25 protein-coding genes are annotated in these 23,398 nt (G+C 55.2%); 5 read left to right on the top strand and 20 right to left on the bottom strand.

Features of this window, described 5'->3' with window-relative positions:
* Window positions 1-161 precede the first annotated feature (161 nt).
* Genes yfcD through yfcF form a run of 3 tightly spaced genes read right to left on the bottom strand, consistent with a single transcriptional unit; the run spans window position 162 to window position 2,013 of the window.
* On the bottom strand, window positions 162-707 hold the full coding sequence (gene yfcD, locus JKP81_RS01445) for an NUDIX hydrolase YfcD (RefSeq protein ID WP_200550334.1): 546 nt from the start codon (window positions 705-707) through the stop codon (window positions 162-164).
* 54 nt (window positions 708-761) lie between these two features.
* Window positions 762-1,313: a phosphodiesterase gene (gene yfcE / locus JKP81_RS01440; protein ID WP_200550333.1), complete on the bottom strand. Its 552-nt coding sequence runs from the start codon at window positions 1,311-1,313 to the stop codon at window positions 762-764.
* A 55-nt stretch (window positions 1,314-1,368) separates the two neighbouring features.
* Window positions 1,369-2,013 (bottom strand): glutathione transferase, encoded by a 645-nt coding sequence (gene yfcF / locus JKP81_RS01435; RefSeq protein ID WP_175273382.1) that lies wholly within the window; start codon window positions 2,011-2,013, stop codon window positions 1,369-1,371.
* Window positions 2,014-2,152: 139 nt separating this feature from the next.
* On the opposite strand from yfcF, the gene yfcG reads away from it, so the two are divergent.
* The 4 genes from yfcG to JKP81_RS01415 all read left to right on the top strand — a co-directional run bounded on the left by yfcG (window position 2,153) and on the right by JKP81_RS01415 (window position 4,977).
* Window positions 2,153-2,782 (top strand): GSH-dependent disulfide bond oxidoreductase, encoded by a 630-nt coding sequence (gene yfcG / locus JKP81_RS01430; protein WP_200550332.1) that lies wholly within the window; start codon window positions 2,153-2,155, stop codon window positions 2,780-2,782.
* A gap of 120 nt (window positions 2,783-2,902) precedes the next feature.
* Window positions 2,903-3,799 (top strand): TIGR01777 family oxidoreductase, encoded by an 897-nt coding sequence (locus JKP81_RS01425; protein ID WP_200550331.1) that lies wholly within the window; start codon window positions 2,903-2,905, stop codon window positions 3,797-3,799.
* A gap of 68 nt (window positions 3,800-3,867) precedes the next feature.
* Window positions 3,868-4,359, top strand: coding sequence for a GNAT family N-acetyltransferase (locus tag JKP81_RS01420; protein ID WP_200550330.1), 492 nt, complete (start codon window positions 3,868-3,870; stop codon window positions 4,357-4,359).
* A 51-nt stretch (window positions 4,360-4,410) separates the two neighbouring features.
* Complete coding sequence (locus JKP81_RS01415) at window positions 4,411-4,977, top strand: hypothetical protein (RefSeq protein ID WP_200550329.1); 567 nt, start codon at window positions 4,411-4,413, stop codon at window positions 4,975-4,977.
* Between the two features lie 6 nt (window positions 4,978-4,983).
* Here JKP81_RS01415 and hisP read toward each other — a convergent pair whose 3' ends face one another.
* The 15 genes from hisP to pdxB form a co-directional block, all read right to left on the bottom strand.
* Entirely contained in the window at window positions 4,984-5,757 is a 774-nt protein-coding gene (gene hisP, locus JKP81_RS01410; RefSeq protein WP_200550328.1) for a histidine ABC transporter ATP-binding protein HisP, read from the bottom strand.
* Window positions 5,758-5,764: 7 nt separating this feature from the next.
* Window positions 5,765-6,481, bottom strand: a complete 717-nt coding sequence (locus JKP81_RS01405) for an ABC transporter permease (protein WP_017458617.1) — start codon at window positions 6,479-6,481, stop codon at window positions 5,765-5,767.
* Window positions 6,478-7,164, bottom strand: coding sequence for a histidine ABC transporter permease HisQ (locus JKP81_RS01400; protein WP_200550327.1), 687 nt, complete (start codon window positions 7,162-7,164; stop codon window positions 6,478-6,480). The genes JKP81_RS01405 and JKP81_RS01400 overlap by 4 nt, the downstream gene beginning before the upstream one ends.
* Window positions 7,165-7,247: 83 nt before the next feature.
* Window positions 7,248-8,030 (bottom strand): histidine ABC transporter substrate-binding protein HisJ, encoded by a 783-nt coding sequence (gene hisJ / locus JKP81_RS01395; protein ID WP_017458619.1) that lies wholly within the window; start codon window positions 8,028-8,030, stop codon window positions 7,248-7,250.
* A gap of 266 nt (window positions 8,031-8,296) precedes the next feature.
* Window positions 8,297-9,079, bottom strand: a complete 783-nt coding sequence (gene argT / locus JKP81_RS01390; RefSeq protein ID WP_200550326.1) for a lysine/arginine/ornithine ABC transporter substrate-binding protein ArgT — start codon at window positions 9,077-9,079, stop codon at window positions 8,297-8,299.
* Between the two features lie 272 nt (window positions 9,080-9,351).
* Window positions 9,352-9,933, bottom strand: a complete 582-nt coding sequence (locus JKP81_RS01385) for a UbiX family flavin prenyltransferase (protein WP_017458621.1) — start codon at window positions 9,931-9,933, stop codon at window positions 9,352-9,354.
* Window positions 9,934-10,025: 92 nt separating this feature from the next.
* Entirely contained in the window at window positions 10,026-11,543 is a 1,518-nt protein-coding gene (gene purF / locus JKP81_RS01380) for an amidophosphoribosyltransferase (RefSeq protein WP_017458622.1), read from the bottom strand.
* Window positions 11,544-11,723: 180 nt separating this feature from the next.
* Entirely contained in the window at window positions 11,724-12,212 is a 489-nt protein-coding gene (gene cvpA, locus JKP81_RS01375; RefSeq protein ID WP_017458623.1) for a colicin V production protein, read from the bottom strand.
* Between the two features lie 210 nt (window positions 12,213-12,422).
* Entirely contained in the window at window positions 12,423-13,124 is a 702-nt protein-coding gene (gene dedD / locus JKP81_RS01370; protein WP_200550325.1) for a cell division protein DedD, read from the bottom strand.
* Complete coding sequence (gene folC / locus JKP81_RS01365; RefSeq protein ID WP_200550324.1) at window positions 13,114-14,385, bottom strand: bifunctional tetrahydrofolate synthase/dihydrofolate synthase; 1,272 nt, start codon at window positions 14,383-14,385, stop codon at window positions 13,114-13,116. Before folC ends, dedD begins: the two co-directional genes overlap by 11 nt.
* 70 nt (window positions 14,386-14,455) lie before the next feature.
* Window positions 14,456-15,370, bottom strand: a complete 915-nt coding sequence (accD, locus tag JKP81_RS01360; RefSeq protein WP_020454558.1) for an acetyl-CoA carboxylase, carboxyltransferase subunit beta — start codon at window positions 15,368-15,370, stop codon at window positions 14,456-14,458.
* Window positions 15,371-15,473: 103 nt separating this feature from the next.
* Window positions 15,474-16,133 carry a DedA family protein gene (locus JKP81_RS01355; protein WP_200550323.1) on the bottom strand — a complete coding sequence of 220 codons (660 nt, stop codon included), beginning with the start codon at window positions 16,131-16,133 and terminating at the stop codon, window positions 15,474-15,476.
* A 27-nt stretch (window positions 16,134-16,160) separates the two neighbouring features.
* The gene (truA, locus tag JKP81_RS01350; RefSeq protein ID WP_200550322.1) at window positions 16,161-16,973 is read right to left on the bottom strand and encodes a tRNA pseudouridine(38-40) synthase TruA; all 813 of its coding nucleotides are present in this window, start codon (window positions 16,971-16,973) and stop codon (window positions 16,161-16,163) included.
* Window positions 16,973-17,986, bottom strand: a complete 1,014-nt coding sequence (locus tag JKP81_RS01345) for an aspartate-semialdehyde dehydrogenase (RefSeq protein WP_200550321.1) — start codon at window positions 17,984-17,986, stop codon at window positions 16,973-16,975. Before JKP81_RS01345 ends, truA begins: the two co-directional genes overlap by 1 nt.
* A 64-nt stretch (window positions 17,987-18,050) precedes the next feature.
* Window positions 18,051-19,187: a 4-phosphoerythronate dehydrogenase PdxB gene (gene pdxB, locus JKP81_RS01340; protein WP_200550320.1), complete on the bottom strand. Its 1,137-nt coding sequence runs from the start codon at window positions 19,185-19,187 to the stop codon at window positions 18,051-18,053.
* Window positions 19,188-19,298: 111 nt separating this feature from the next.
* Here pdxB and flk point away from each other — a divergent pair, with 111 nt between their 5' ends.
* A complete protein-coding gene (gene flk / locus JKP81_RS01335) occupies window positions 19,299-20,306 on the top strand; it encodes a flagella biosynthesis regulator Flk (protein ID WP_200551047.1) in 1,008 nt (335 codons plus the stop codon).
* A 30-nt stretch (window positions 20,307-20,336) separates the two neighbouring features.
* On the opposite strand, the gene JKP81_RS01330 is transcribed toward flk, so the two are convergent.
* On the bottom strand, window positions 20,337-21,767 hold the full coding sequence (locus tag JKP81_RS01330) for a 6-phospho-beta-glucosidase (RefSeq protein ID WP_200550319.1): 1,431 nt from the start codon (window positions 21,765-21,767) through the stop codon (window positions 20,337-20,339).
* Between the two features lie 120 nt (window positions 21,768-21,887).
* Entirely contained in the window at window positions 21,888-23,069 is a 1,182-nt protein-coding gene (locus tag JKP81_RS01325; protein WP_200550318.1) for an MFS transporter, read from the bottom strand.
* Window positions 23,070-23,398: the final 329 nt, after the last annotated feature.

Below are 23,398 nucleotides of genomic sequence, written 5' to 3'. Positions count from 1 at the left end.
TCTCACAACGCGACAGGTGCTTCTCTGTAGACGTTTCGACATGGCTTTCAGGGGCCGCTTCTGTGAAAGCAGCTCTATGCTTGCGCGGCCATATCGACTGTCAGGACATAAAAAACAAAACACCGATAATGTCGGTGTTTTGCCTGCGACAGAAAAGCTGATTACTCTGCTTCCTGCATCGCTACCGCATCATTACTGGCATTGCGTGTCATCCACAGTGCCAGCGCTTTTAACGAATCATTGGTGAACTCGTCGCAGCGCGCAGTGATCTCTTCCGGCGTCATCCAGCATACTTCGCTAACTTCTTCTTCCTGCAATGCGAACGGCCCGTGGGAAACGCAGCTAAACAGCCCGCCCCAGACCCGACAGTGTTCGTCTTCAAAATAAAACTGGCCATGCTCGGCAAACGGCACACCCGCAATACCTAACTCTTCTTCCGCTTCGCGGCGCGCGGAATCCAGCAGGTTTTCTCCTGCTTGCACCACACCACCGGCGGTGGCATCCAGCATACCGGGCATAAAATCTTTGATCTCTGTGCGACGCTGCACCAGCACTTTGCCCATCCCATCATGCACCACAATGTAGGTTGCGCGGTGACGCAGACATTGCGCCCGCATTTGCTGCCGGCTGGCCTGCGCGATCACCTCATTGTCTTCATTGACAATATCCACCCACTCCATGCCTGCAAAATGACTCTGTTCCACCATCGGGAAATCTTCTCTTTAGGGCGCTCTGTTGGCGCGTTTCGGTTGAAAGGTAACTTACGGATTAATCGTGACCTGCGCAATAACCCGCTGATCATTAAGTGTGATAACGCGCAATACGTCCTCTTCCAGCATGCCGTAGCTGGCCGCGAATCCGCCTTTTGGAATACTGACCGAGCCGGGGTTGAAGTGGAAAATATCACCTCGCTTCTCAGCAACCGGAATATGCGTATGACCATAGACCAGCACATCGCCCGCCGCCAGCGACGGCTCGTCATCCGGGCCAAAGAGGTGGCCGTGTGTCAAAAACAGGCGGCGTTCAGGCAGTAAAACCTGCTGCCAGGGCGCGGTAATCGGAAACTTCAGCAGCATCTGATCCACTTCACTGTCGCAGTTGCCGCGCACGGCAATAATCCGGCTGGCCTGTTCGTTCAAACGCTCCGCAACCTGCGCTGGCGCATAGCCTTCGGGTAAGGCATTGCGCGGGCCATGATTCAGCACATCGCCAAGGATCACCAGCCAGCGGGCATCACTTTGCGCGAACCTTTCCAGTACGCGTTCCGTCGCGGGCAACGACCCATGAATATCCGATGCAAACATCAGTTTCATCACTGCACCTCATGTGGAAGAAAACGCCCCATAATAACGGAAGTTGCCGGGCTTATCAGCCCGCGCGCTTAGCGGAAAGTGCAACAAAGCGCTGGACCGATGAGCGTTGCCACTGGAAGGTGGCGTAATCCGCCAGCCGCTCCGGCACGCTGTCGCCGTTCAACACGAGCCGGTTCAGCATCAACGCCAGGTCAACATCAGCGATGCACCATTCGCCAAACAGATTCGGTTTATCGTGCGCCAGCAACTCACCGGCGATCGCGAACAGCTTGGCTGCACTCGCCTGCCCGGCAGCACTGAGCGGCGCTTTTTTGGCGCCGGCAAACACTACCGTGGTCGAACGCTCTTCGCGGATAGGCATTAAATCGCTACGCAGCCAGGCCTGAATTTGCCGGGCGCGCGCACGTTTTTGCAGATCAAGAGGATAAATACGTTCCCACTCCGGCGGGGCAAAGCGCTCCTCCAGATATTCATCAATCGCCGTGGATTCACTGAGCTCAAACCCTTCAATCTCCAGCACCGGCACACGTTGCGTCAGGCTGAAACCCGGCCAATCGGGTGCACGTTGCGCACCACTATCGAGATCGACGGTTTTGAGGGTAAAGGGCAGCCCTTTTTCATGTAGTGCGACATAGGCCGACAGCACATACGGGGAAAAATACTCTGCGTCAGACCATAAGGTGATAGCCGGTTCGCTCATAACATCCTCGTTCAGTAGTTGGGATTTTTCTTCAAAATATAACGTCCTGTGCGCCCTGTCACTTGATGAAAGTTCACGCATCAGAGGTAACACCTATACTCAAACTCAGACGTTTCTTTTCCGCTTCACGGGAGCTTTGATGATAGACCTCTATTTTGCGCCTACACCAAACGGTCATAAAATAACGCTTTTTCTGGAAGAGGCGGAGCTGGAATATCGCCTGATCCGTGTGGATATCAGTAAAGGCGATCAGTTTCGCTCCGACTTTCTCTCCATCTCCCCTAACAACAAAATCCCGGCCATTGTCGACCATCTTCCCGCCGATGGCGGCGCGCCGCTTAGCGTGTTCGAATCCGGGGCGATCCTGCTTTATCTGGCCGAAAAAACAGGGAAATTGCTCAGCGGTGAGCTCCGTGAGCGCCATCTTACGCTGCAATGGCTGTTCTGGCAGGTCGGCGGGTTGGGGCCGATGCTCGGACAGAACCACCACTTTAACCACTTTGCGCCGCAGCCGGTGCCCTACGCTATTGAGCGCTACCAGGTAGAAACCCAGCGTTTGTATCAGGTGCTGAATAAACGTCTTGAACGCGTACCGTGGCTGGCAGGCGAGCATTACAGCATTGCCGATATTGCCGCCTGGCCGTGGATCAATGCCCACTCGCGCCAGCGCGTCGATCTGGAGGATTATCCGGCGGTATTTAACTGGTTCGAGCGTATTCGTACACGTCCAGCGACCGAGCGGGCGCTACAGAAGGCGCAACAAGCGTAAGTATTGCGGGTAACCTCTTCACATTGCTGAAAAATTTGATGCAAAATGTGCCCGCCATCGCATGCGGGTTTTGCTGAGTCACATATGCTGAGGAAAGGCACACATACCCTGGAGGGAAGCATGAAGATACTGATTACCGGCGGAACTGGCCTGATTGGTCGTCATCTTATCCCCCGCCTGCTGGAGTTAAAACACAGTGTGACCGTGGTGACGCGCAACCCCGCCAAAGCACAACAGTTGCTTGATGCGCGCGTCAGCCTGTTAAAAGGGCTAAATGAGCTAAGCAACCTGAATGATGTCGATGCGGTGATCAATCTGGCCGGTGAACCCATTGCCGATAAGCGCTGGAGCGAGGAACAAAAACAGCGTCTGTGCAACAGCCGCTGGCAGATAACCCAGCAGATTGCGGATCTGATCAACGCCAGCGACACACCGCCGCAAGTGCTGATCTCCGGTTCAGCCGCCGGTTACTATGGCGATCTCGGTGAGGTCGTGGTGACTGAGGAAGAGCCGCCGCATAACGAATTCACCCATAAGTTGTGCGCCCGCTGGGAGCAAATCGCCTGTGAAGCGCAAAGCGATCGCACCCGGGTTTGCCTGCTACGCACCGGCGTGGTGCTCGCACCGAAAGGGGGCATTCTCGGCAAGCTGTTGCCGCTGTTTCGTCTTGGCCTTGGCGGCCCAATAGGCGATGGCCGCCAATATCTGGCGTGGATCCATATCGATGATATGGTCAACGGCATTCTCTGGCTGCTGGATAACGACCTGCGCGGGCCATTCAACATGGTGTCGCCCTACCCGGTTCGTAATGAGCAGTTCTCACATACGCTCGGTCATGTGCTGCACCGTCCGGCTATCATGCGCGCGCCGGCGTTTGCGGTGCGCCTGATGATGGGCGAATCCTCTGTGCTGGTGCTTGGCGGTCAACGCGCGCTGCCAAAACGCCTCGAAGCCGCCGGTTTTGCCTTCCGCTGGTACGATCTGGAAGAGGCGCTGGGAGATGTGGTTCCCTCCTAATTTTCGTGGCATCCGTACGTCACTGGCGGTGGTAAGCTAGAACGCCTTACCACCGCAAAGGCGATTTCATGACATTGCACACGCCCCGCTTTACGCTCTCTTCATTTCAGGAATCCGACTGGCCTTTTTTTCTGCATCTGCGTTCAAATAACAGCGTGATGCGCTATATGACCGAAATCGCCTCAGAGGCGCAAATCCGAACCCTGTTTGACGATCGCCTGCGGGACAGCAACGCCTTTATCATTCGTGACCAGCACAACGCGGTTGGCGATATTGGCCTACGAATCAGCCAGCATAATCCGCATGAAGCCGATGTCGGCTATTCGGTTGCGCCAGCAGCGCAGGGGCGAGGCATCGCCTCCGAAGCGCTGCAAGCGCTCTGTGATTACGTTTTTTCACAGAGCAACGTGAATGCGCTGAATGCGTGGGTGCTGGCGGACAATCAAGGTTCCGTGCGGGTGCTGGAAAAGAGCGGCTTTACCCGCGTACAGGTGCTGGAAAAAGTTTATCTGCTCCATGGCGAATATTATGACGACTGGGTTTACCGGCGGGAAAAATAAGGCTTACGCGCTGAGCTGACAGCCACGTTTAAAGAGAGGGATACCGAAGGGATGAAATCCGGCAAAACGCGGTTTTGGCTTTATCTGGTGCTGTTCACGATATGGATTATCTGGATACTGTTTGCCAGCAGGCTCAGCCATAAAGTCTACCTCCAGGCGGGCGCGCCAGACACGCTGGTGATGCTGGCGATTGCCGTGCTGGTGGCGTTATTAGCGACATGGTGCAGCAGGAAAAAAGTTACCCGCAACAAAACCCGGTTGCTGACGTTTTTGGGCCTCTTTTTGTTCACAGGGATGACATTATGGAATGTGCCGGAAGCCTGGGTGCGCTATAGCGCAAACGAGATGGTACACAGCGAAGTGGCTTTCTCGATTGGTCATCCTGGCCCGCCGATCAGCAAGAGTAAGCACTGCGAAGCCGGGTTACGTTTCTATGATTCGTGGCTTCAGCGTCCGATTGAGCTGTGCACGCGCGATGCCATCGTTGTGCCCGGCGCACAGAAAGTACAGCTGGAAAAACGGGTCAGCGCCAGAGGCGCCGTGTTTACCCACTATCGTTTTATCTCAGCGAACGGCATCCCGCAGGGATGGTGGCCTGTCTCGCCACCTTCCCGTTAAGGTGCTTTATTTCAGTGAACCTTTGAGGAACTGCTGCAAACGCGGGCTTTTCGGATTGCCGAATAATTCATCCGGGGTGCCTTCCTCTTCAATTTTGCCCTGATGCAGGAAGATAACGTGGGTAGAAACATGGCGGGCAAACCCCATTTCATGGGTCACCACCACCATTGTTTTCCCCTCTTCCGCCAGCTGTTGCATGATGCGCAGAACTTCACCCACCAGCTCCGGATCCAGCGCCGATGTGGGCTCATCAAACAGCAACACTTCCGGCTCCATCGCCAGCGCACGGGCAATGGAGACGCGCTGCTGCTGACCTCCGGATAAATGCACCGGGTATTTCTGCTGCTGCATTGCATCGATGCCGACCTTCGCCAGGTATTTCACCGCACGCTCGCGGGCTTCCTGCTTGCTCAGGCCAAGCACCTGAATGGGCGCTTCCATGACGTTTTCTAATACCGTCATATGGCTCCACAAATTGAAGTGCTGGAACACCATCGTCAGGCGGGTACGCAGCAGACGCAGTTGGTTTTTATCAGCTACTTTTAACTGGCCGTCTTTGTCGCGCACCAGGTTGATATTTTGCCCGTTAACCACAATCGAGCCTTCGCTCGGTTTTTCGAGAAAGTTAATGCAGCGCAAAAACGTACTCTTACCGGAGCCGGAAGAGCCGATGATGCTAATCACATCACCTGCGTTCGCCTGCAACGACACCCCTTTCAGCACTTCATGCTCGCCGTAGCGCTTGTGTAGATCGATAACGTTTAATTTATTCTCAGACATCGTGTTCTCAGTGCGTCGAAGAAGGTTTCATATGCTGAAGCCAGCGCTTTTCCGCTTTGCGAAAGAGGCTAATCAGCACATAAGAGATAATCAGATACAGCACTGCGGCAAGACCAAACGCGGTAAACGGCTGGTAGGTCGCAGAGTTAATATCGCGAGCAATTTTCAACAGATCCGGCACCGTGGCGGTAAACGCCAACGCCGTGGAATGCAGCATCAAAATCACCTCGTTGCTGTACGCTGGCAGCGCAATGCGCAACGCCGAGGGCAGAATAATGCTGCGATACATTTTGAACGAGGAGAAACCATAGGCGCGCGCCGCTTCAATTTCACCGTGCGGCACAGAGCGGATCGCCCCAGCGAAAATCTCGGTTGTATAGGCGCAGGTGTTGAGCGTGAGCGCCAGCACCGTACAGTTAAGGCCACTGCGGAAAAAAGCGTTCAGCAGCTCGGTACCTTTCACCACTTCCAGCGTGTACATGCCGGAGTAGAACACCAGCAGTTGCACATAAAGCGGCGTGCCGCGAAACACGTAGGTGAATAACCAAATCGGGAAGCGGATAAATTTATTGCTGGAAACGCGCCCGATAGCCAGAAACACCGCCATCACGCCGCCCATCACCACCGAAGAGATCAGCAACCACAGCGTGATCGCCACACCGGTCAGGCGATAGCCATCGCTCCACAGCAGGGATTTCCAGTACTCCTGAATAATCTCGATCACAGGTCAGCCCTCTTCACACCCACCGAGTAGCGACGTTCGAGCAGAAGCAGTACGCCATTGGAAGCCGTTGTAAAAATGAGATAAATAATGCCGCAGACGATCGCGAAATAGAAAGGCTCCCAGGTGCTTTTCCCGGCAAGCTGAGTAGCTTTGACCACATCTTCCAGCCCCAGCAGCGAGACCAGCGCGGTGGCTTTGAGGATCACCTGCCAGTTATTGCCAATGCCCGGCAGCGCGTAACGCATCATCGCCGGGAACAGAATGCGGCGAAAAGTCTGGCGACCGGTAAAACCGAAGGCGGTTGCGGCTTCAATGTGTCCCTTCGGCACCGCCATATAAGCACCGCGGAAGGTCTCGGTGAAATAGGCACCGTAGATAAAGCCGAGCGTGATGATACCCGCCACCATCGGATCAATATCAAGCTGTTCCATGCCCAGCGCATCAGTAATGCCGTTGAGCGCAATTTGCAGGCCATAAAAAATAAGCAGCATCAGCACCAGATCCGGCACGCCGCGGATAAGCGTGGTATAGCCTTCAAAGATCAGCGCGAGAAGCCGGTTTTTCGAGAGCTTCGCGCCCGCGCCCGCCAGGCCAATCAGCACCGCCAGCACCACGGAGCTGAGTGCCAGCTCCAGCGTGACCAGCGCGCCTTGTAAAATGACTTGAGAAAACCCGTACAGCATGCAGCCAGTCCTGTCGTGTGTGGTGTTGCCGTGTCTCTTCCCCTCCCGTAACGGGAGGGGCCGCACGTTAATCACGCGTGGTATTAACCACCGTAAACATCAAAATCAAAGTATTTCTTCGCCAGCTTTTCGTAAGTCCCGTCAGCGCGCATCTCTGCAAAGGCTTTATTCAGCGCGTCGCGCAGTTCAGTGTCGCCTTTACGCACGCCCATACCGGTACCGACGCCGAACAGTTTTTCGTCTTTAATGGAAGGACCACCAAATTTATAGGCTTTGCCCTGCGGAGTTTTCAGGAAACCTTCGCTGGCGGCCACTTCATCCTGAAACGCGGCGTCGATACGGCCTGCGGTCAGGTCGGAGTAAATATTGTCCTGCCCCTGATAGGAGACTATTTCCACCCCTTTCGGTGCCCAATGTACGTTGCCGTAGGTTTCCTGCGTGGTGCCTTGCAGTACGCCAATGCGTTTGCCTTTCAGTTTGTCCAGCTCAGGCTGAACATCAGAATCTTTCGCTACCACCAGGCGGGAATCTGCCGCGTAGAGCTTGTCGGTAAAATCAATTTCCTGCTGACGTTTTTCCGTAATGGAGAGAGACGACATAATGGCATCGATTTTTTTCGCTTTCAGAGACGGGATCAGCGCGTCGAGTGGGTTTTCGATAAACACACATTGCGTATTAATGCGTTTACACAGCTCTTTTGCCAGATCGATATCAAAACCCACTAATTCCCCCTGCGCATTCTTCGATTCGAAAGGCGCATAGGTAGGATCGGTACCGATACGTAATTTTTGCGGAATAGCGGCGAACACGTTGGAAACGCTGGAGAAAGCGAGCACCAGAGAAAGAGATAACACCAGTTTTTTCATCATTATCCTCAACAGACTGTCTTCCCTAAGGGAATTCTCATCACAATACGGTGCCGCTATCGTGCCACTTTATGCCCCGTTAAGGCAAAAAATTATGGCTGTCCAATGGCTTTTATTTGCATTCTGAATGCTTAACTATGCACTCATGCACCATCACGAAGCATTCAATGCACTGTTCTGGAGCATTCACCGTATCTCTGCACCATGCCGATTTTCCGGCATGGCACAGTTTTCCCTTTTGACCCGGCATAGCGGGTCGGCCAGTCTTAATCGCCGTAGACGTTAAAGTCGAAGTATTTCCTGGCGAGTTTGTCGTAGGTGCCGTCTTTGCGCAGTTCGGCAAAGGCTTTGTCGAAGGCGGCTTTCAACTCGGTATCATCTTTACGCAAGCCGATACCGGTACCGTCACCGAAGTATTTTTTGTCTTTAACTGACGGGCCAGCAAACGCAAAATCTTTCCCGGCAGGCTGTTTCAGGAAGCCTTCGCTGGCGGCAACTTCATCCTGGAACGCAGCGTCCAGACGACCTGCAGCGAGGTCAGAATAGATCAGATCCTGGTTCTGATAAGCCACCACATCGATGCCTTTGCTGCGCCAGTTGTCATTGGCGTAACCTTCCTGCGTTGAGCCTTGCAGCACACCAACATGCTTGCCTTTCAGCGACTCCAGCGTCGGTTGAATCGGCGAGCCTTTAGCGGCGATCAGGCGGGAATCTGCGGCGTAGAGCTTGTCAGAGAAGGCGATCTCCTGCTGACGTTTTTCGGTAATCGACAGAGAAGAGATGATGGCATCGATTTTCTTCGCTTTCAGCGACGGGATCAGCGCGTCGAAATCGCTGCCCACCCAGGTGCATTTCACATGAATGCGTTTGCACATTTCATTGCCAAGATCGATATCAAAACCCACGAAGTTCCCTTTTGCATCTTTCGATGAGAACGGTGCGTAGGTCGCATCAGTTCCGATGCGTACCGTCTGGGGAAGCGCTGCATAAACGCTGGCCGTCGCCGACAGACCCAGCAGTAAAGACAGAGCGAGAACCGTCTTCTTCATACATTACCCTCAAGTGTTCTGTTTTTATTTTGTATTACGTTGTGTTGTGTGTTGCTGACAGTTACCTTGCACGTCTTATGCCACTTTCCCGGGCGTTAAAAAACACCGCGCTAAATATGTTAATAAAACGTTGCAAACTTACTTAATGATGAAAGATAGCAGCTCTGCTGAACGAACCGCAGTGCTAACACAGCGAAAAGAGGATTAAATGTTGAGGTTATGATCGCGCTTGCAGAATTGCCCCAAAAAAGCGCATGCCGGTAAGCGACGCACTATTTTGCGACATCGCTCCCTTGCCAGCGGGTAAAAAGGTCGTGCGGTAATTCAATATCGAACTGATCCAGCACGCGGTTAACCGTCTGATCAACCACCTCCTGCAAACTTTGCGGGCGATGATAAAACGCCGGAACCGGCGGCATAATTACCGCGCCCAGTTCCGCGGCTTGCGTCATCAAACGCAGGTGCCCAAGATGCAACGGCGTTTCACGCACGCACAGCACCAGGGGTCTGCGCTCTTTGAGCACCACGTCCGCCGCACGCGTCAGCAGGCTGTCGGTATAACTGTGCACGATGCCGGAAAGGGTTTTAATCGAGCATGGCAAAATCACCATGCCTGCGGTTTTAAACGAACCGGAAGAGATACTGGCAGCGATATCGCGCGCGTCATGCACCACGTTAGCCAGCGACTGCACATCGCGCAGCGAGTAGTCGGTTTCCAGAGAGAGGGTCTGGCGGGCGGCCTGACTCATAACCAGATGGGTTTCCACTTCTGCCACGTCACGCAGCACCTGCAGCAGGCGCACGCCGTAGATAGCACCGCTGGCGCCAGAGATCCCCACAATGAGTCGTTTCATGATTGTTGCCCCTTTTTACACGCACGAACTTTGCCTGATTATAGAGGGCGTTGCAACAGATTGCGCCCCTCAGAGCGAGGGGCGCAGGAGGATCAACCTTCGTTATGCATCTCTAAACTTTCCACTTCGTTCTGAAGCTGCACTGCTTTGGCATCATCATTACGCAGGGAGTCGAGATAATCGAGGTACTGCTGATCGACATCTTTGGTGACGTAAACACCGTTAAATACCGAGCATTCGAACTGCTGAATATCCGGGTTTTCGGCACGCACCGCATCAATCAAATCGTTAAGATCCTGGAAAATCAGCCCGTCTGCACCAATTATCTGGCGGATTTCGTCCACTTCACGACCGTGCGCAATCAGCTCATTTGCCGTTGGCATATCGATACCGTAGACGTTCGGGAAACGAATTTCCGGGGCGGCAGAAGCGAGATAAACCTTCTTCGCGCCCGCTTCACGTGCCATCTCGATAATCTGCTCAGAAGTGGTGCCACGCACGATGGAATCATCTACCAGCAGCACGTTTTTATCGCGGAACTCAGCGCGGTTGGCGTTCAGTTTGCGGCGCACAGATTTACGTCGCAACTGTTGACCCGGCATGATGAAGGTGCGGCCAACATAGCGGTTTTTCACAAAACCCTGACGGTACGGTTTGCCGAGAATACGGGCGATTTCCAGTGCGATATCGCAGGAGGTTTCCGGGATCGGAATCACCACGTCGATATCCAGATCTTCCCACTCGCGGGCAATCTTTTCGCCAAGCTTGGTGCCCATATTGACACGCGCGCTGTAGACGGAAATTTTGTCGATGAAGGAGTCCGGGCGTGCAAAGTAAACGTATTCGAACAGGCACGGGTTGCTGACCGGGTTGTCCGCGCACTGGCGGCTGAACAACTGGCCTTTTTCAGTGATATATACCGCTTCGCCCGGCGCGATATCACGCAGGAATTCGAAGCCCAGCGTATCCAGCGCTACGCTTTCAGAAGCGACCATATACTCGGTACGGCCATCGCCGATCTCGCGTTTGCCCAGCACCAGCGGACGGATGCCATTCGGGTCGCGGAACGCAACCATGCCGTGGCCGATGATCATTGCCACACACGCGTACGCGCCGCGGATCTGGCGGTTGGTGGCGGCAATTGCGGCAAAAATGTTGTCTGCTTCCAGCGGATAGTGGCGGAAGTTATCCAGCTCGCTGGCAAAGATATTGAGCAGGATTTCAGAATCAGAGGTGGTGTTAATGTGGCGACGCTTCTCTTCGAACAGCTTTTTACGCAGCTCGTGCGCGTTGGTCAGATTGCCGTTGTGCGCAAGCGTAATGCCGTACGGGGAGTTAACGTAAAAAGGCTGCGCCTCTGAAGCGCTGGAGCTGCCCGCAGTGGGATAACGTACGTGACCAATACCCATATTGCCCTGCATACGCTGCATATGGCGGGCTTCAAATACATCACTCACCATGCCGTTCGCTTTACGCAGACGGAAACAGTTATTGGCATCAATCGTGATGATGCCCGCAGCATCCTGCCCACGGTGCTGAAGCACCGTCAACGCGTCATAAATCGACTGGTTTACCGGCATAAAACCGGCGATACCGACAATACCGCACATACGTCTTTTCCTCGTTAAGAGTTTGGTTTAGTAGGCGTAATTGTCGAAGACAGTTTGAACACGGACAGCGCGCAACAACCGGAGCGTACATATAGTACGCGAGGATTGTGAGCACTGCCCAGGTTCAAAATGGCGAGTAAAATAGCCTAATACACCAAACTCTAAGCCACATCTCAGGGTTTATACCCTGGGCAAGAAACTCGACGAGCTTTGCAGATAGTCAAAGAACCATCTGATGATGAAGCTGAATTGCGGGATAAGCTGCGACTTCTGCCAGTCTTCGCTCTTCGACAGGCCTGTAAAGGTATCCAGAAAGAACAGAATGGCGGCGACGATCAGCACGCCGCGTAGCGCGCCAAAACAGATCCCCAACACCCTGTCAGTACCCGACAGGCCGGTTTTCTCCACCAGCGCACCGATCACATAATTAACGATAGCGCCAACAATCAGCGTCGCGATAAACAGGACCGCGATGGCGATGCCATTGCGCACCAGTTCGTCTTCAAAGCCCGTGAACCAGACAGACAGGTAAGTGTAGTAATGACTGGCGACAAAGAAAGCACAGCCCCATGTCACCAGCGATAACGCTTCACGAACAAAGCCGCGGATCAGGCTTACCAGACAAGAAAAACCAATCACCGCAATGATGGCGTAATCAATCCAGACCATATGTGTCCCACGATTTTACGCCCTGTCGTCCAGTTCGGGGCGCATTCTAACAGAAAAAGAAAACGTTTGCGTAGGGATTTCCTTCCCGCGCGGAAATAAAAATGGCGCTGAAAAAATATTCAACGCCATCGGAACTTTGGCCTCTTCGGGCGTGGTAATTATTGGCTTCCCTCGCCCACTTACCTCAAAAAGTGAGGCACGTTTCAGCCATTAATTCGCGCTATAGTTCATGACGACACCGCTTAAACCCGAGATCTGTTTAAGCTCGCCGAGCGAATCTTTTAGCTTGTCCCGTGATGCATCCGGTCCCACCAGAATGCGGGTGATTTTACCCTGAACCGGCGTCGTCGGCGACGTGTAAACGCGATACCCCGCGCCACGCAATTTGCCCACCACTTCATTCACTTTATCGGCGTTTTTCAGCGCGCCCAGTTGCACCACATACGCTTTACCGGTCGGCGCGGATTTATCTTCCTGCGCTTTCGCCGGCGCGTCGCTGGCCGCCGTCTGCTGCTCACGCGCGGCTGGCGGTTGTGCCTGCTGCTGCGGTTGCGGTTTTGGCTGCGGCTTCTCGACCGGTTTTGGCTTGGGCTGTTCTACTGGCGTGCTGGTCACTTCCGGGTCCGGGCTGTCGTTTGCCGCCAGGCGCGACGAATCCAGCGATGGCGCAGCCGCGTTTCCGGCACGCACCTCCTCCGCAGCCCCTTCCGGCGGCTGCGCCGGTAACGCTTGCGTTGCCGCAGGCATCATATCCGGCTCATCGCGATCGCCGGGTTTCGGCACCAGCGGAATTGCCGCGAATTCATCCTGGTAATGCTTTTTCTGCCCGTCGAGCAGCCCGGGGAGAATAATCACCCCGAGCGCGACCAGCACAATGGTACCCATCAAACGGTTCTGAAACTTACTTGCCACCGGTTCTCCCCGCTTTTTCCATCGCTTCCATGACATGCGCCACCGTGTGGAACGAGCCACACACCAGCACGGTATCGCAGGCGTTAGCGTCCGCCATTGCCGCCTGCCAGGCCTGCGCGACATCCGGCCATGCACGACCGGTTCGCAGATGCTCCAGCAGTTGTTCCGCTGTCGCACCGCGCGGCCCTTCCAGAGGGGCACAATACCAGCTATCGACCACAGGCTCCAGACAGGCAAGCGTTCCGGCGATGTCTTTATCATGCAGCATGCCGATCACCGCCAGCACACGCCCGGTTTTCGGTTGCGCGGAAAGACGTCCGGCAAGATAGCCTGCCGCGTGAGGATTATGCGCGACATCGAGAATAAGACGCGGCGATTCGCTCACAATCTGGAAGCGTCCGGGTAAAATCGCCCCGGCGATGCCGTCGCGGATAGCCTGCTCGTTCACCGCCAGCTTGCTGGCGCGCAGCGCGGCCAGCGCGGTGGCAGCGTTTGGCTGCGGCACCTGCGGTAACGGCAATCCGTTCAGCTCACCCTGCGCATCGTGAAAACGCCAGCTATCAGCGCCCACCTCATACTGCCAGTCCACGCCGCGACGCAGCAATTTAGCACCTTTTTCCTGCGCCACCGCGTCAATGGTGTGCGGCATGTCCGGTTCGCCCACCACCGCCGGTTTCCCGGCGCGGAAGATCCCCGCTTTTTCGCGGCCAATGCTTTCACGATCCGGCCCCAGCCAGTCGGTATGATCAAGCGCAATGCTGGTGACAACGGCGACATCGGCATCGACCAGATTGGTCGCGTCCAGGCGCCCACCAAGGCCGACTTCCAGAATCACCACATCGAGCTGCGCCTGTTTAAACAGCCACAGCGCCGACAGGGTGCCGTATTCAAAATAACTCAGCGAAATATCGCCGCGCACCGCTTCAATTTCGGCAAACGAGTGGGTATGTGCGCTCTCGGCCAGCTCATCACCCTGCACGCGCACGCGCTCGGTGTAACGCACCAGATGCGGTGAACTGTAAACGCCGACGCGATAACCCGCAGCCAGCAGGACAGATTCCAGGGTGCGGCAGGTCGTGCCTTTGCCATTGGTTCCGGCAACGGTAAAGACAAACGGCGCGGGACGGAGCACATCAAGACGCGCCGCCACCTGGCTTACGCGTTCAAGGCCCAAATCGATGGTTTTACTGTGCAGGTTTTCCAGATAAGAAAGCCACGCGGCCAGGGGCGACGTGGCTTGCGGAATGCGTTTTGTGTCCATGATGCCCGTTAATAATGTACGGTTTGAAAAGCAAAAGGGCAGAGCCTGTTGGCTCTGCCCTTCGGTATTATCAGGCTTCGCCTTCCTGATCGGTTGGTGACGGCATCACCGTGCCCGTCAGCGTATCTTCCGGTTCCGGCGACGGCAGATTCATCAGCTTCGCCAGGATACGCGCCAGTTTAAGGCGCAGTTCCGGACGGCGGATAATCATATCGATTGCGCCTTTTTCAATCAGGAACTCGCTGCGCTGGAAGCCCGGTGGCAGTTTTTCACGCACGGTCTGCTCGATAACGCGCGGACCGGCAAAACCAATCAATGCCTTCGGTTCAGCGATGTTCAGATCGCCCAGCATCGCGAAGCTTGCGGAGACGCCGCCCATGGTCGGGTCGGTCAGCACGGAGATATACGGCAGACCGCGCTCCTGCATTTTCGCCAGCGCGGCAGAGGTTTTCGCCATCTGCATCAGCGACATCAGCGCTTCCTGCATACGCGCGCCGCCGGAAGCGGAGAAGCAGATAAGCGGGCAGTTGTCTTCCAGCGCCTGCTCGACCGCACGCACAAAACGCGCGCCGACAACCGAGCCCATGGATCCGCCCATAAAGGCGAACTCAAACGCCGCGGCCACAACCGGCATGCCGTGCAGCGTGCCTTTCATCACCACCAGCGCGTCTTTCTCGCCGGTTTCCTTCTGCGCTGTCGCCAGACGGTCTTTGTATTTTTTGGAGTCGCGGAACTTCAGTACATCTTTCGGCTCAAGTTCGCTACCCAGTTCTACCAGTGAACCTTCATCCAGCAGGCTATGCAGGCGATTACGCGCTGACATCCGCATGTGGTGGTCACATTTCGGGCAGACCTCAAGGTTACGCTCCAGCTCGGCGCGATACAGCACCTGGCCGCAGCTGTCGCATTTTGTCCACACGCCTTCAGGAATGCTCGCCTTACGGGTGGGGGTAATGTTGCTCTTAATTCTTTCAATCCAGCTCATTGATAACCTTTATACATGAACCTGGTAGCCCATAAATGGTGCACATTAAAACATAACGGTTCGCAACTTGGGATAAAAAAGTGGTCGAACCGCCACTGACTTCTTATTTTGCCTGTCGCGACGCGGCGCGACGATGACGAATAACTTCAAACACTCCGGGAAGTATAGACACCACGATAATTCCCACAATCAGCAGCTTAAGATTCTCCTGGATAGCCGGGATAGTGCCAAAGAAATAGCCTGCGTAGGTGAACAGTAACACCCACAGCAGCGCGCCAGCCACGTTGAACAGCGCGAAGTGGCGATAGGACATATGCCCCATGCCAGCGACAAAAGGCGCAAAAGTACGCACGATCGGTACAAAACGCGCCAGGATAATCGTTTTGCCCCCGTGCTTCTCATAAAACTGATGCGTTTTATCGAGATAGCTGCGACGGAAGATCTTTGAATGCGGATTGCTGAATAGACGCTCACCGAATAAACGTCCAATGGTGTAGTTAACCGCATCGCCCGCAATCGCGGCGACCAACATCAGCACCACCATCATATGGACATTCAGATCGTTGGTGCCAAGCGAGGCCAGCGCACCAGCGACAAACAGTAGCGAATCACCTGGCAAAAACGGTGTCACCACCAGGCCGGTTTCACAAAACAGGATCAGGAACAGAATGGCGTAAACCCAGACGCCGTATTGCGCTACCAGCTCCGCCAGGTGCACATCAATATGCAGGATGAAATCAATAAGGAAGTGTATTAAGTCCATGTCTGGTTATGCCTTTTTAAATTGCGACTAGTCCGCCAGGAACAGCGGGCCCATTGGCGCAGCGGGAAGCTCAAAGCGCGCGGGATAATCCACCGACACCAGATAAAGCCCTTCCGCTTTCGCCGTTGCTGCCGCCAGCGTTCTGTCCTTTACCGCCAGCAGCTCTGCTATCCAGCTCTCCGGCTGGTTGTGGGCGCCTACTTCCATCAGGCTACCGACAATATTCCTGACCATATGATGTACAAAGGCATTGGCTTTGATATCAACAACAATATAAGCACCGTAGCGGCTGACGTTGATATGCATCAGGTTGCGCCACGGCGTGCGTGACTGGCACTGCACCGCACGAAACGAGGTAAAGTCGTTTTCACCAAGCAGGCACTGCGCCGCACGGTGCATGCGCTCCGCGTCCAGCGGCTGATGATAGTGCGTCACACCGTGACCGAGCACCGCCGGGCGCAAACGATGATTGTAGATGACGTAGCGGTAACGGCGAGCCGTGGCGCTAAAACGCGCATGAAAATCATCCGGGACATCTTTGACCCAACGTACCGCGATGTCACCAGGCAAATTCGCATTTACACCCAGCGTCCAGGCCGCGTCTTTGCGCTGCGCCGTAGTTTCAAAATGCACCACCTGCCCGGTCGCGTGTACGCCTGCGTCGGTACGCCCGGCGCAGAACACGTTAATGGGCTCGTTGGCCACCTGCGAGAGCGCTTTCTCCAGCTTCTCCTGCACGCTGCGTACTTCCTGCTGACGTTGCCAGCCGTAATACTTGCTGCCGTCATACTCAATGCCAAGCGCAATTTTGTAGACCGGCGCTTTCAGCTCGTCCTGCATCAGTACAGATACTCCTGAACCAATTTTTCAGCGACTTTCACCGCCATCAGCGCACCGCCAAAACGTACGTTATCGGCAACTGACCAGAACTGCACCTGCTCCGGCATACCGTAATCGTTACGCACACAACCTACGGAAAGGTGCGCCTGGCCGGAGGCATCGCCAACCTGGGTCGGGAACTCCCCCGCTTCAGAGAGCGCGATATCTTCAAAGCGGCTGAACGCGTCACGTGCCTCTTCCGCCGCCAATGGACGAATCGCTTCAAAGCTCACCATCTGCGCGTGACCGTAAAATACCGGCGACTGTACGCAATTCGCCGAGATCATCAACCCTTCGTCCTGCAAAATTTTGCGCATCTGATCGACGAGAACCCGCTCTTCACGCACGCTACCTTCGCTGTCCGACAGCAACGGCAGCATGTTGAACGCCAACTGGCGGCCAAAATAGTCGTCTTCATCAATCGGGATACCGTTCAACAGCTTGGCACTCTGTCCGGCCAGCGCGTCCACCGCCTGCTTGCCGTTGCGGGAAACAGACAGCAAGCACGTTACGCTCACGCGTGATAAACCACCTTCATCAATCAGCGGTTTTAGCGCCGCCAGCAACTGGCTGGTGAGGCTATCCGGCACGGCAATAATGTTGCGATTACGGTAATCCGCCAGTACGAACGGGTTAACATCCGGCATCACCAGCGGCACATCCGGCTCCAGGGCAAACAGACCGCTGGTGTCGATCACCAGACAACCCGCGTTGGTCGCCTCTTCAATATAGGTCGCCGAAGCCTGCGCTCCCGCGACGAAAAAGGCCAGTTGCGCCTGCGTCCAGTCAAACCCGGCGGCATCTTCCACACGCACGGTTTTACCGGCAAAACGCAGGTTTTCACCCGCGCTTTCGCTTCTGGCCAGCGCATACACTTCGCCAACCGGGAACTGGCGCTCCGCTAACGTTTCGAGCAAGGCTTCTCCGACAGCACCCGTAGCGCCAAGAACGGCAATATTCCAGCCTTCAGACATGGTGATTTACTCCAGGAAAAAAGCGTCCCCGCCGTCATATTCGGCAGGGAGCATTAAGATGACATTAACGTGCCGGGTTATGCGTGGCGTTGAAGCCAAGCTTTTGCAGCAGCGCGGCGGCGCTGGCGTCATCGCACTGCACATACAGCGATGACCATTCACGGCGCTCAAGGTAATTTTTGCGCAGCTTATCAAACTCACCCGGCGTGCCCGCTACTTTTCGCAGCAGCGCATCGTCGCGGCGCACATCATACACCAAATGCACCAGCCTTTTTAGCGTTGACTGATCAAGCGGGCCATGCAGCGTAATACGGCCAAACTCTGGTGCGGGCAGCAGCGTGTCGAGCGCCACTTGCTGGCGCTTGCCGAGAAAATCGCTAAAGGCTTCAAACACCTGCGTAGTGCCGCGCGCTTTGCCTTCAAGGGTGTAACCGGCGATATGCGCCGTCCCGATATCGACAAGGTTAAGCAAGTCGACATTCAGATCCGGCTCCGGCTCCCACACGTCCAGCACCACGCTCAGCGCCTGCCCGGCTTGCAAACGTTGCAGCAGCGCGGCGTTATCCACTACCGGCCCGCGGCAGGCGTTTATCAGAATAGTGCCAGGCTTCAGGCGCGAAAGCAGCGCATCATCCGCCAGATGCAGCGTTTTATACGGCCCGTCTTTAAACAGCGGCGTATGGAATGTCAGCACATCGGCTTCGCGCACCAGTTCATCCAGGCTGCGGAAATCCCCGTCGTCGCCACGATCGGCGCGCGGCGGGTCGCATAGCAATGTACGAACACCAAACGCTTCCAGCCGCGCCTGTAAGCGACCACCCACATTACCGACACCCACGATACCAACGGTGCGATCCTGCAACGCAAAGCCGTCGCGCTCCGCCAGCATCAGCAGCGAGGAGAAAACATATTCGACGACCGCAATCGCGTTGCAACCTGGTGCGGCGGAAAAAGCAATGCCCGCCTGCTGCAAAAACGCCTCATCAACATGGTCGGTGCCTGCCGTCGCCGTGCCGACAAATTTGATCCCCGTGCCCTGTAATAAACCGCCATTCACCTTCGTGACAGAGCGCACCATTAAGGCGTCCGCATCGGCCAGTTCCGCTACGGGAATCGGACGACCGGGAACCGCTTTTACCTCACCAAGGCGACTAAAAAGATCGCGGGCGTAAGGCATATTTTCATCAACAAGGATTTTCACGCTTCAGTACCTGTTTGAGAACGGGAGTTGAGCGCGCAAGTGTGCCATAATCTCGCGGCCGGGCATACCCGCAATGCCGCCACCGCCACGCGAGAGTAAGAGGAAACCATGATTCAACCCATTCAGGGTGCCCCCGCGCGCCCTCCCGGGCAAGAGCCAGCTCCAGCCGCCAATAATATCGGCGAACAACCGTTATCCACGATGCAGCGCACCGTGCTTGAGCGTCTGGTTATTCGCCTGATTGCGCTGACCCAACAGCAGAGCGCGGAAGTCTGGGCGGGCGTTAAGCATGATTTAGGGCTGAAGAACGACACGCCGCTGCTTTCCCGCCATTTTCCGGCGGCGGAACAGAACCTCAACCAGCGCGTAGAGACGGCAACGCAGAACCATACAACTCGCCAGATGGTGTCACAGCTGACGGAGCTGTTAAGCCAGGGGAATAATCGCCAGGCGGTGAGTGATTTTATTCGCCAGCAGTTCGGGCAGACGGCGCTAAGCCAGCTGACACCGCAGCAGTTGAAAACGGTGCTGACGATGCTGCAAAACAACCAGATCACCATTCCGCAACCGCAACAGCGCCCTTCCACCGAGCGCCCATTGTTGCCTGCGGAGCATAACTCGCTCAACCAGGCGGTTATCAAACTGACGGCGGCCACCGGCGAATCGGGCAAACTTATCTGGCAATCGATGCTGGAGCTGTCCGGCGTGAAAAGCGGCGAACTGATCCCGGCAAAACACTTTACGCCGCTGATGACCTGGCTACAGGCGCGTCAGACGTTGAGTACGCATCCCGCGCCGACGCTGCATATTATCCAGACGGTGCTAAAGCAACCGCTGGATAACAACGAGATGCGCAGCATCACCGAATACGCGCAGCAGACATGGCAAGCGACGCCGCAGACGGTGTTAACCACCGCGCAGGTACAAGATATTCTTAATCATGTGTTCTTGCGCCGCACCGAGCGGGCGTCGGGGATGATTGAGGTGCGCGATATTCAACCGATTTACAGCCCGTTCGTGGCACCGATTGTGGAGACGGTAAAAGCGATTTCTACCCGTCCGGGTTTCTTCTTTATCGCCCTGCTGATTGTGGCGTTTCTTTTCTGGCTACTCAGTTAAAAAATCCCCTCCGCTGGAGGGGATTCGCTTTTACAGATTATCACCGTTATGTTTGATCACGTCCTGATACCACCAGAACGATTTCTTGCGGCTGCGCGCCAGCGTGCCGTTGCCATCATTGTCTTTATCGACGTAGATTAAGCCGTAACGTTTTTTCATTTCGCCAGTGCCCGCCGAAACCAGATCGATACAACCCCACGGCGTATAGCCCATTAAATCAACGCCATCTTCCACTACCGCTTTTTTCATTTCGCTGATGTGGTTACGCATATAGTCAATGCGGTACTGGTCATTGACCACGCCGTCACTTTCGGGCTTATCAATCGCGCCAAAGCCGTTTTCCACCACAAACAGCGGCAACTGGTACATGTCGTAGAAGTAGTTCAGGGAGTAACGCAGACCAACCGGATCGATTTGCCAGCCCCAGTCTGACGCTTTGACATACGGGTTCGGCACCAGACTCTTGGTTTCGTCGTAATCCAGTTGCGGGTTATCTTCTTTCGCTTTGGTCACGAAAGACATGTAGTAACTGAAGCCGATATAGTCGACGCAGCCACGCGTGAGGATCTGCAAATCTTCATCGGTAATGTCGAGTTTGAAACCACGGCGTGCGAAGTAGTTGAGCAGATGCTGCGGGTAATAACCACGCACATGCACATCGGTAAACCAGTAGCGGCGATGCATTGCCACCACCGACATCATCATGTCGTCCGGCGCGCAGGTTAACGGATAGATCGGGCACATGGCGATCATGCAGCCAATTTTAAAATCCGGGTTGATTTTATGTCCGGCTTCTACCGCCAGCGCACTCGCCACCAGCTCGTAATGCGCCGCCTGATACATAATCACTTCGCGATCTTCACCGGGTTGGTACTTCACGCCGGAGTTGGTAAACGGCGCGAAATCTTCGTGGTAGTTGGCCTGATTATTGATTTCGTTAAACGTCATCCAGTATTTCACCTTACTGCGGTAGCGGGTGAAAACGGCATTGGCGAAGCGGACAAAGAAGTCGATGAGTTTACGGTTGCGCCAGCCGCCATATTCGGTGACGAGGTGATAAGGCATTTCGAAATGGGAAAGGGTAATCACCGGCTCGATGTTGTACTTCAGGCATTCGTCAAACAGATCGTCATAGAATTGCAGCCCGGCTTCGTTTGGCTCCAGCTCGTCGCCTTTCGGGAAAATCCGCGTCCAGGCAATAGAGGTGCGAAAACATTTAAAACCCAGCTCGGCAAACAGCTTAATGTCGTCTTTGTAGCGATGGTAAAAATCGATGGCATCATGGTTGGGATAATTTTTACCGGGCAGCACGCCGTCGGTAATTTCACGCGGTACGCCGTGCGCGCCTGCGGTCATTACATCGGCAACACTCACGCCTTTACCGCCTTCCTGCCAGCCGCCTTCCAGCTGATGCGCGGCAACAGCGCCACCCCATAAAAAATCCGCTTTAAACCCAGGCATATCTCTCTCCTTTCGCTCAATGGTGAACCAAGGATAAACAAGCCCGCGATGACATGACATCATTGCGGGCTTGTTTTGTGAAACCGGTTGCAAAGAGTTTTATTGCTGCGGTTTTCGGCGCTATTTACGTGAGCGGAAAGCGATTAATGTCACGATAATGCCGGTCACCGCCGATATGGCCCCGGCGAGGAACACCGCCGAATAGCCGAGCGAGGTTGCCAGCAGGCCGGTCAGCGGGCCGGTAACGGCATACGAGATGTCCTGAAACGCGGCATAACCGCCAAGCGCCGTACCGCGCACCTGCGGCGGCACGCGTTTTACCACTTCCACACCGAGCGCCGGGAAGATCAGCGAACAACCACTGCCGGTTAGCGCCGCGCCAAGCAGCGCCGCCCACGCGTCGTGCGCCTGCCACAACAGCAACAAACCCACGGTTTCAACCATCAGCGAGGCTATCGCTACGCGCACGCCGCCAAAACGATCCGGCATCCAGCCAAACAGAATACGCATCAGCACAAACGCCCCACCAAAGGCGGTCAGGGTAAAGCCTGCCATTGCCCAGCCGTTGCTGGCGAAATAGAGCGAAACAAAGGTACCGATAACCGCAAAGCCGACGCCCTGTAGCGCCAGCCCCAGACCCGGCTGCCAGATAAGCCCAACCACGCTCCACAGCGACGGGCGCTCACCCGCATGTGCCGGTACTTTGCGCACGCTGCCGTTAAACGCCCAGGCAACAAACGGTAACGCGATAGTGGTCGCGGCAAGCGCAGCAAAACCAAACTGGCTGTGGATCCATAACCCCAGCGGCGCACCGGCCGCCAGCGCGCCATAAATCGCCATCCCGTTCCACGACATCACTTTGCCGGAACGCGTCGGGCCAACCAGCCCCATGCCCCAGGTCAGCGTTCCGGTCAGTAACTGGCTTTCGCCAAAACCGAGAATTAAACGCCCCACTACCAGCAACGCGAATTTCGCCAGCGGTTCAACCGGTAGTAACGCCGCCAGCAGCCACGCCACACCTGCCAGTGCGCAGGCAAACATCCCCTGCAATGCCGAGCGTTTAGCACCGAACTGATCCGCCAGCCGCCCGGCGTAGCCGCGCGTTAAGACAGTAGCAAGAAACTGAATTCCGACCGCGATACCGACCATCGTGTTGCCGTAGCCAAGCTCGTGGTGAACAAACAGCGGGATCACCGGTAGCGGCAGCCCAACGGTCATATAGGTGAGAAACACCGCGAAAGCGATGCGAAACAGCGAAACATTCGCTGAAGAAGAACGAACAGATTGTGATTCTGCAGACATGCATTACTCCATAACGCAGAGTAAGGCGGGATTTGGAAGTACCACGCCCCCTCTACCTGAGTTTCAGGATTAAGGCGCGTTGGTTAACGTTAAACGCTTACGCATTATCGCAGGGATAATGTTGCGGGTGGAGTTTGCCTGTCAACGTAGCGGGTTGTCAACGCGTAAAAATCCCCTGAATAAAAGCGGAATTATTTTCGCCGCCAGGGTGCGTACTAAACCCTTTCTAAAAAGCCTCGGTCAGTTCGGTAAGATGACAATTCAACGGCAATCAAGGCAGAGCCCAAAAATGCTGCTGCATTCGCAGAAGAGGGTTTAAAGCGGGCAAT

The organism is Kosakonia sp. LAM2021, assembly GCF_016620385.1.
In the GTDB taxonomy this organism is placed as follows: domain Bacteria; phylum Pseudomonadota; class Gammaproteobacteria; order Enterobacterales; family Enterobacteriaceae; genus Kosakonia; species Kosakonia sacchari.
Note: the sequence above shows the minus strand (reverse complement) of the source record. Positions and strands in the feature narration are given on the sequence as shown.

Bases quoted from the DNA above. Each gene is read 5' to 3' on its own strand.
- yfcD (WP_200550334.1), bottom strand. From the start codon at position 707: ATGGTGGAACAGAGTCATTTTGCAGGCATGGAGTGGGTGGATATTGTC.
- argT (WP_200550326.1), bottom strand. From the start codon at position 9,079: ATGAAGAAGACGGTTCTCGCTCTGTCTTTACTGCTGGGTCTGTCGGCG.
- JKP81_RS01425 (WP_200550331.1), top strand. From the start codon at position 2,903: ATGAAGATACTGATTACCGGCGGAACTGGCCTGATTGGTCGTCATCTT.
- JKP81_RS01400 (WP_200550327.1), bottom strand. From the start codon at position 7,164: ATGCTGTACGGGTTTTCTCAAGTCATTTTACAAGGCGCGCTGGTCACG.
- JKP81_RS01355 (WP_200550323.1), bottom strand. From the start codon at position 16,133: ATGGACTTAATACACTTCCTTATTGATTTCATCCTGCATATTGATGTG.
- JKP81_RS01325 (WP_200550318.1), bottom strand. From the start codon at position 23,069: ATGTCTGCAGAATCACAATCTGTTCGTTCTTCTTCAGCGAATGTTTCG.
- accD (WP_020454558.1), bottom strand. From the start codon at position 15,370: ATGAGCTGGATTGAAAGAATTAAGAGCAACATTACCCCCACCCGTAAG.
- folC (WP_200550324.1), bottom strand. From the start codon at position 14,385: ATGGACACAAAACGCATTCCGCAAGCCACGTCGCCCCTGGCCGCGTGG.
- hisJ (WP_017458619.1), bottom strand. From the start codon at position 8,030: ATGAAAAAACTGGTGTTATCTCTTTCTCTGGTGCTCGCTTTCTCCAGC.
- JKP81_RS01385 (WP_017458621.1), bottom strand. From the start codon at position 9,933: ATGAAACGACTCATTGTGGGGATCTCTGGCGCCAGCGGTGCTATCTAC.
- purF (WP_017458622.1), bottom strand. From the start codon at position 11,543: ATGTGCGGTATTGTCGGTATCGCCGGTTTTATGCCGGTAAACCAGTCG.
- truA (WP_200550322.1), bottom strand. From the start codon at position 16,973: ATGCAGGACGAGCTGAAAGCGCCGGTCTACAAAATTGCGCTTGGCATT.
- yfcG (WP_200550332.1), top strand. From the start codon at position 2,153: ATGATAGACCTCTATTTTGCGCCTACACCAAACGGTCATAAAATAACG.
- yfcF (WP_175273382.1), bottom strand. From the start codon at position 2,013: ATGAGCGAACCGGCTATCACCTTATGGTCTGACGCAGAGTATTTTTCC.
- hisP (WP_200550328.1), bottom strand. From the start codon at position 5,757: ATGTCTGAGAATAAATTAAACGTTATCGATCTACACAAGCGCTACGGC.
- JKP81_RS01420 (WP_200550330.1), top strand. From the start codon at position 3,868: ATGACATTGCACACGCCCCGCTTTACGCTCTCTTCATTTCAGGAATCC.
- yfcE (WP_200550333.1), bottom strand. From the start codon at position 1,313: ATGAAACTGATGTTTGCATCGGATATTCATGGGTCGTTGCCCGCGACG.
- JKP81_RS01415 (WP_200550329.1), top strand. From the start codon at position 4,411: ATGAAATCCGGCAAAACGCGGTTTTGGCTTTATCTGGTGCTGTTCACG.
- JKP81_RS01345 (WP_200550321.1), bottom strand. From the start codon at position 17,986: ATGTCTGAAGGCTGGAATATTGCCGTTCTTGGCGCTACGGGTGCTGTC.
- JKP81_RS01330 (WP_200550319.1), bottom strand. From the start codon at position 21,767: ATGCCTGGGTTTAAAGCGGATTTTTTATGGGGTGGCGCTGTTGCCGCG.
- cvpA (WP_017458623.1), bottom strand. From the start codon at position 12,212: ATGGTCTGGATTGATTACGCCATCATTGCGGTGATTGGTTTTTCTTGT.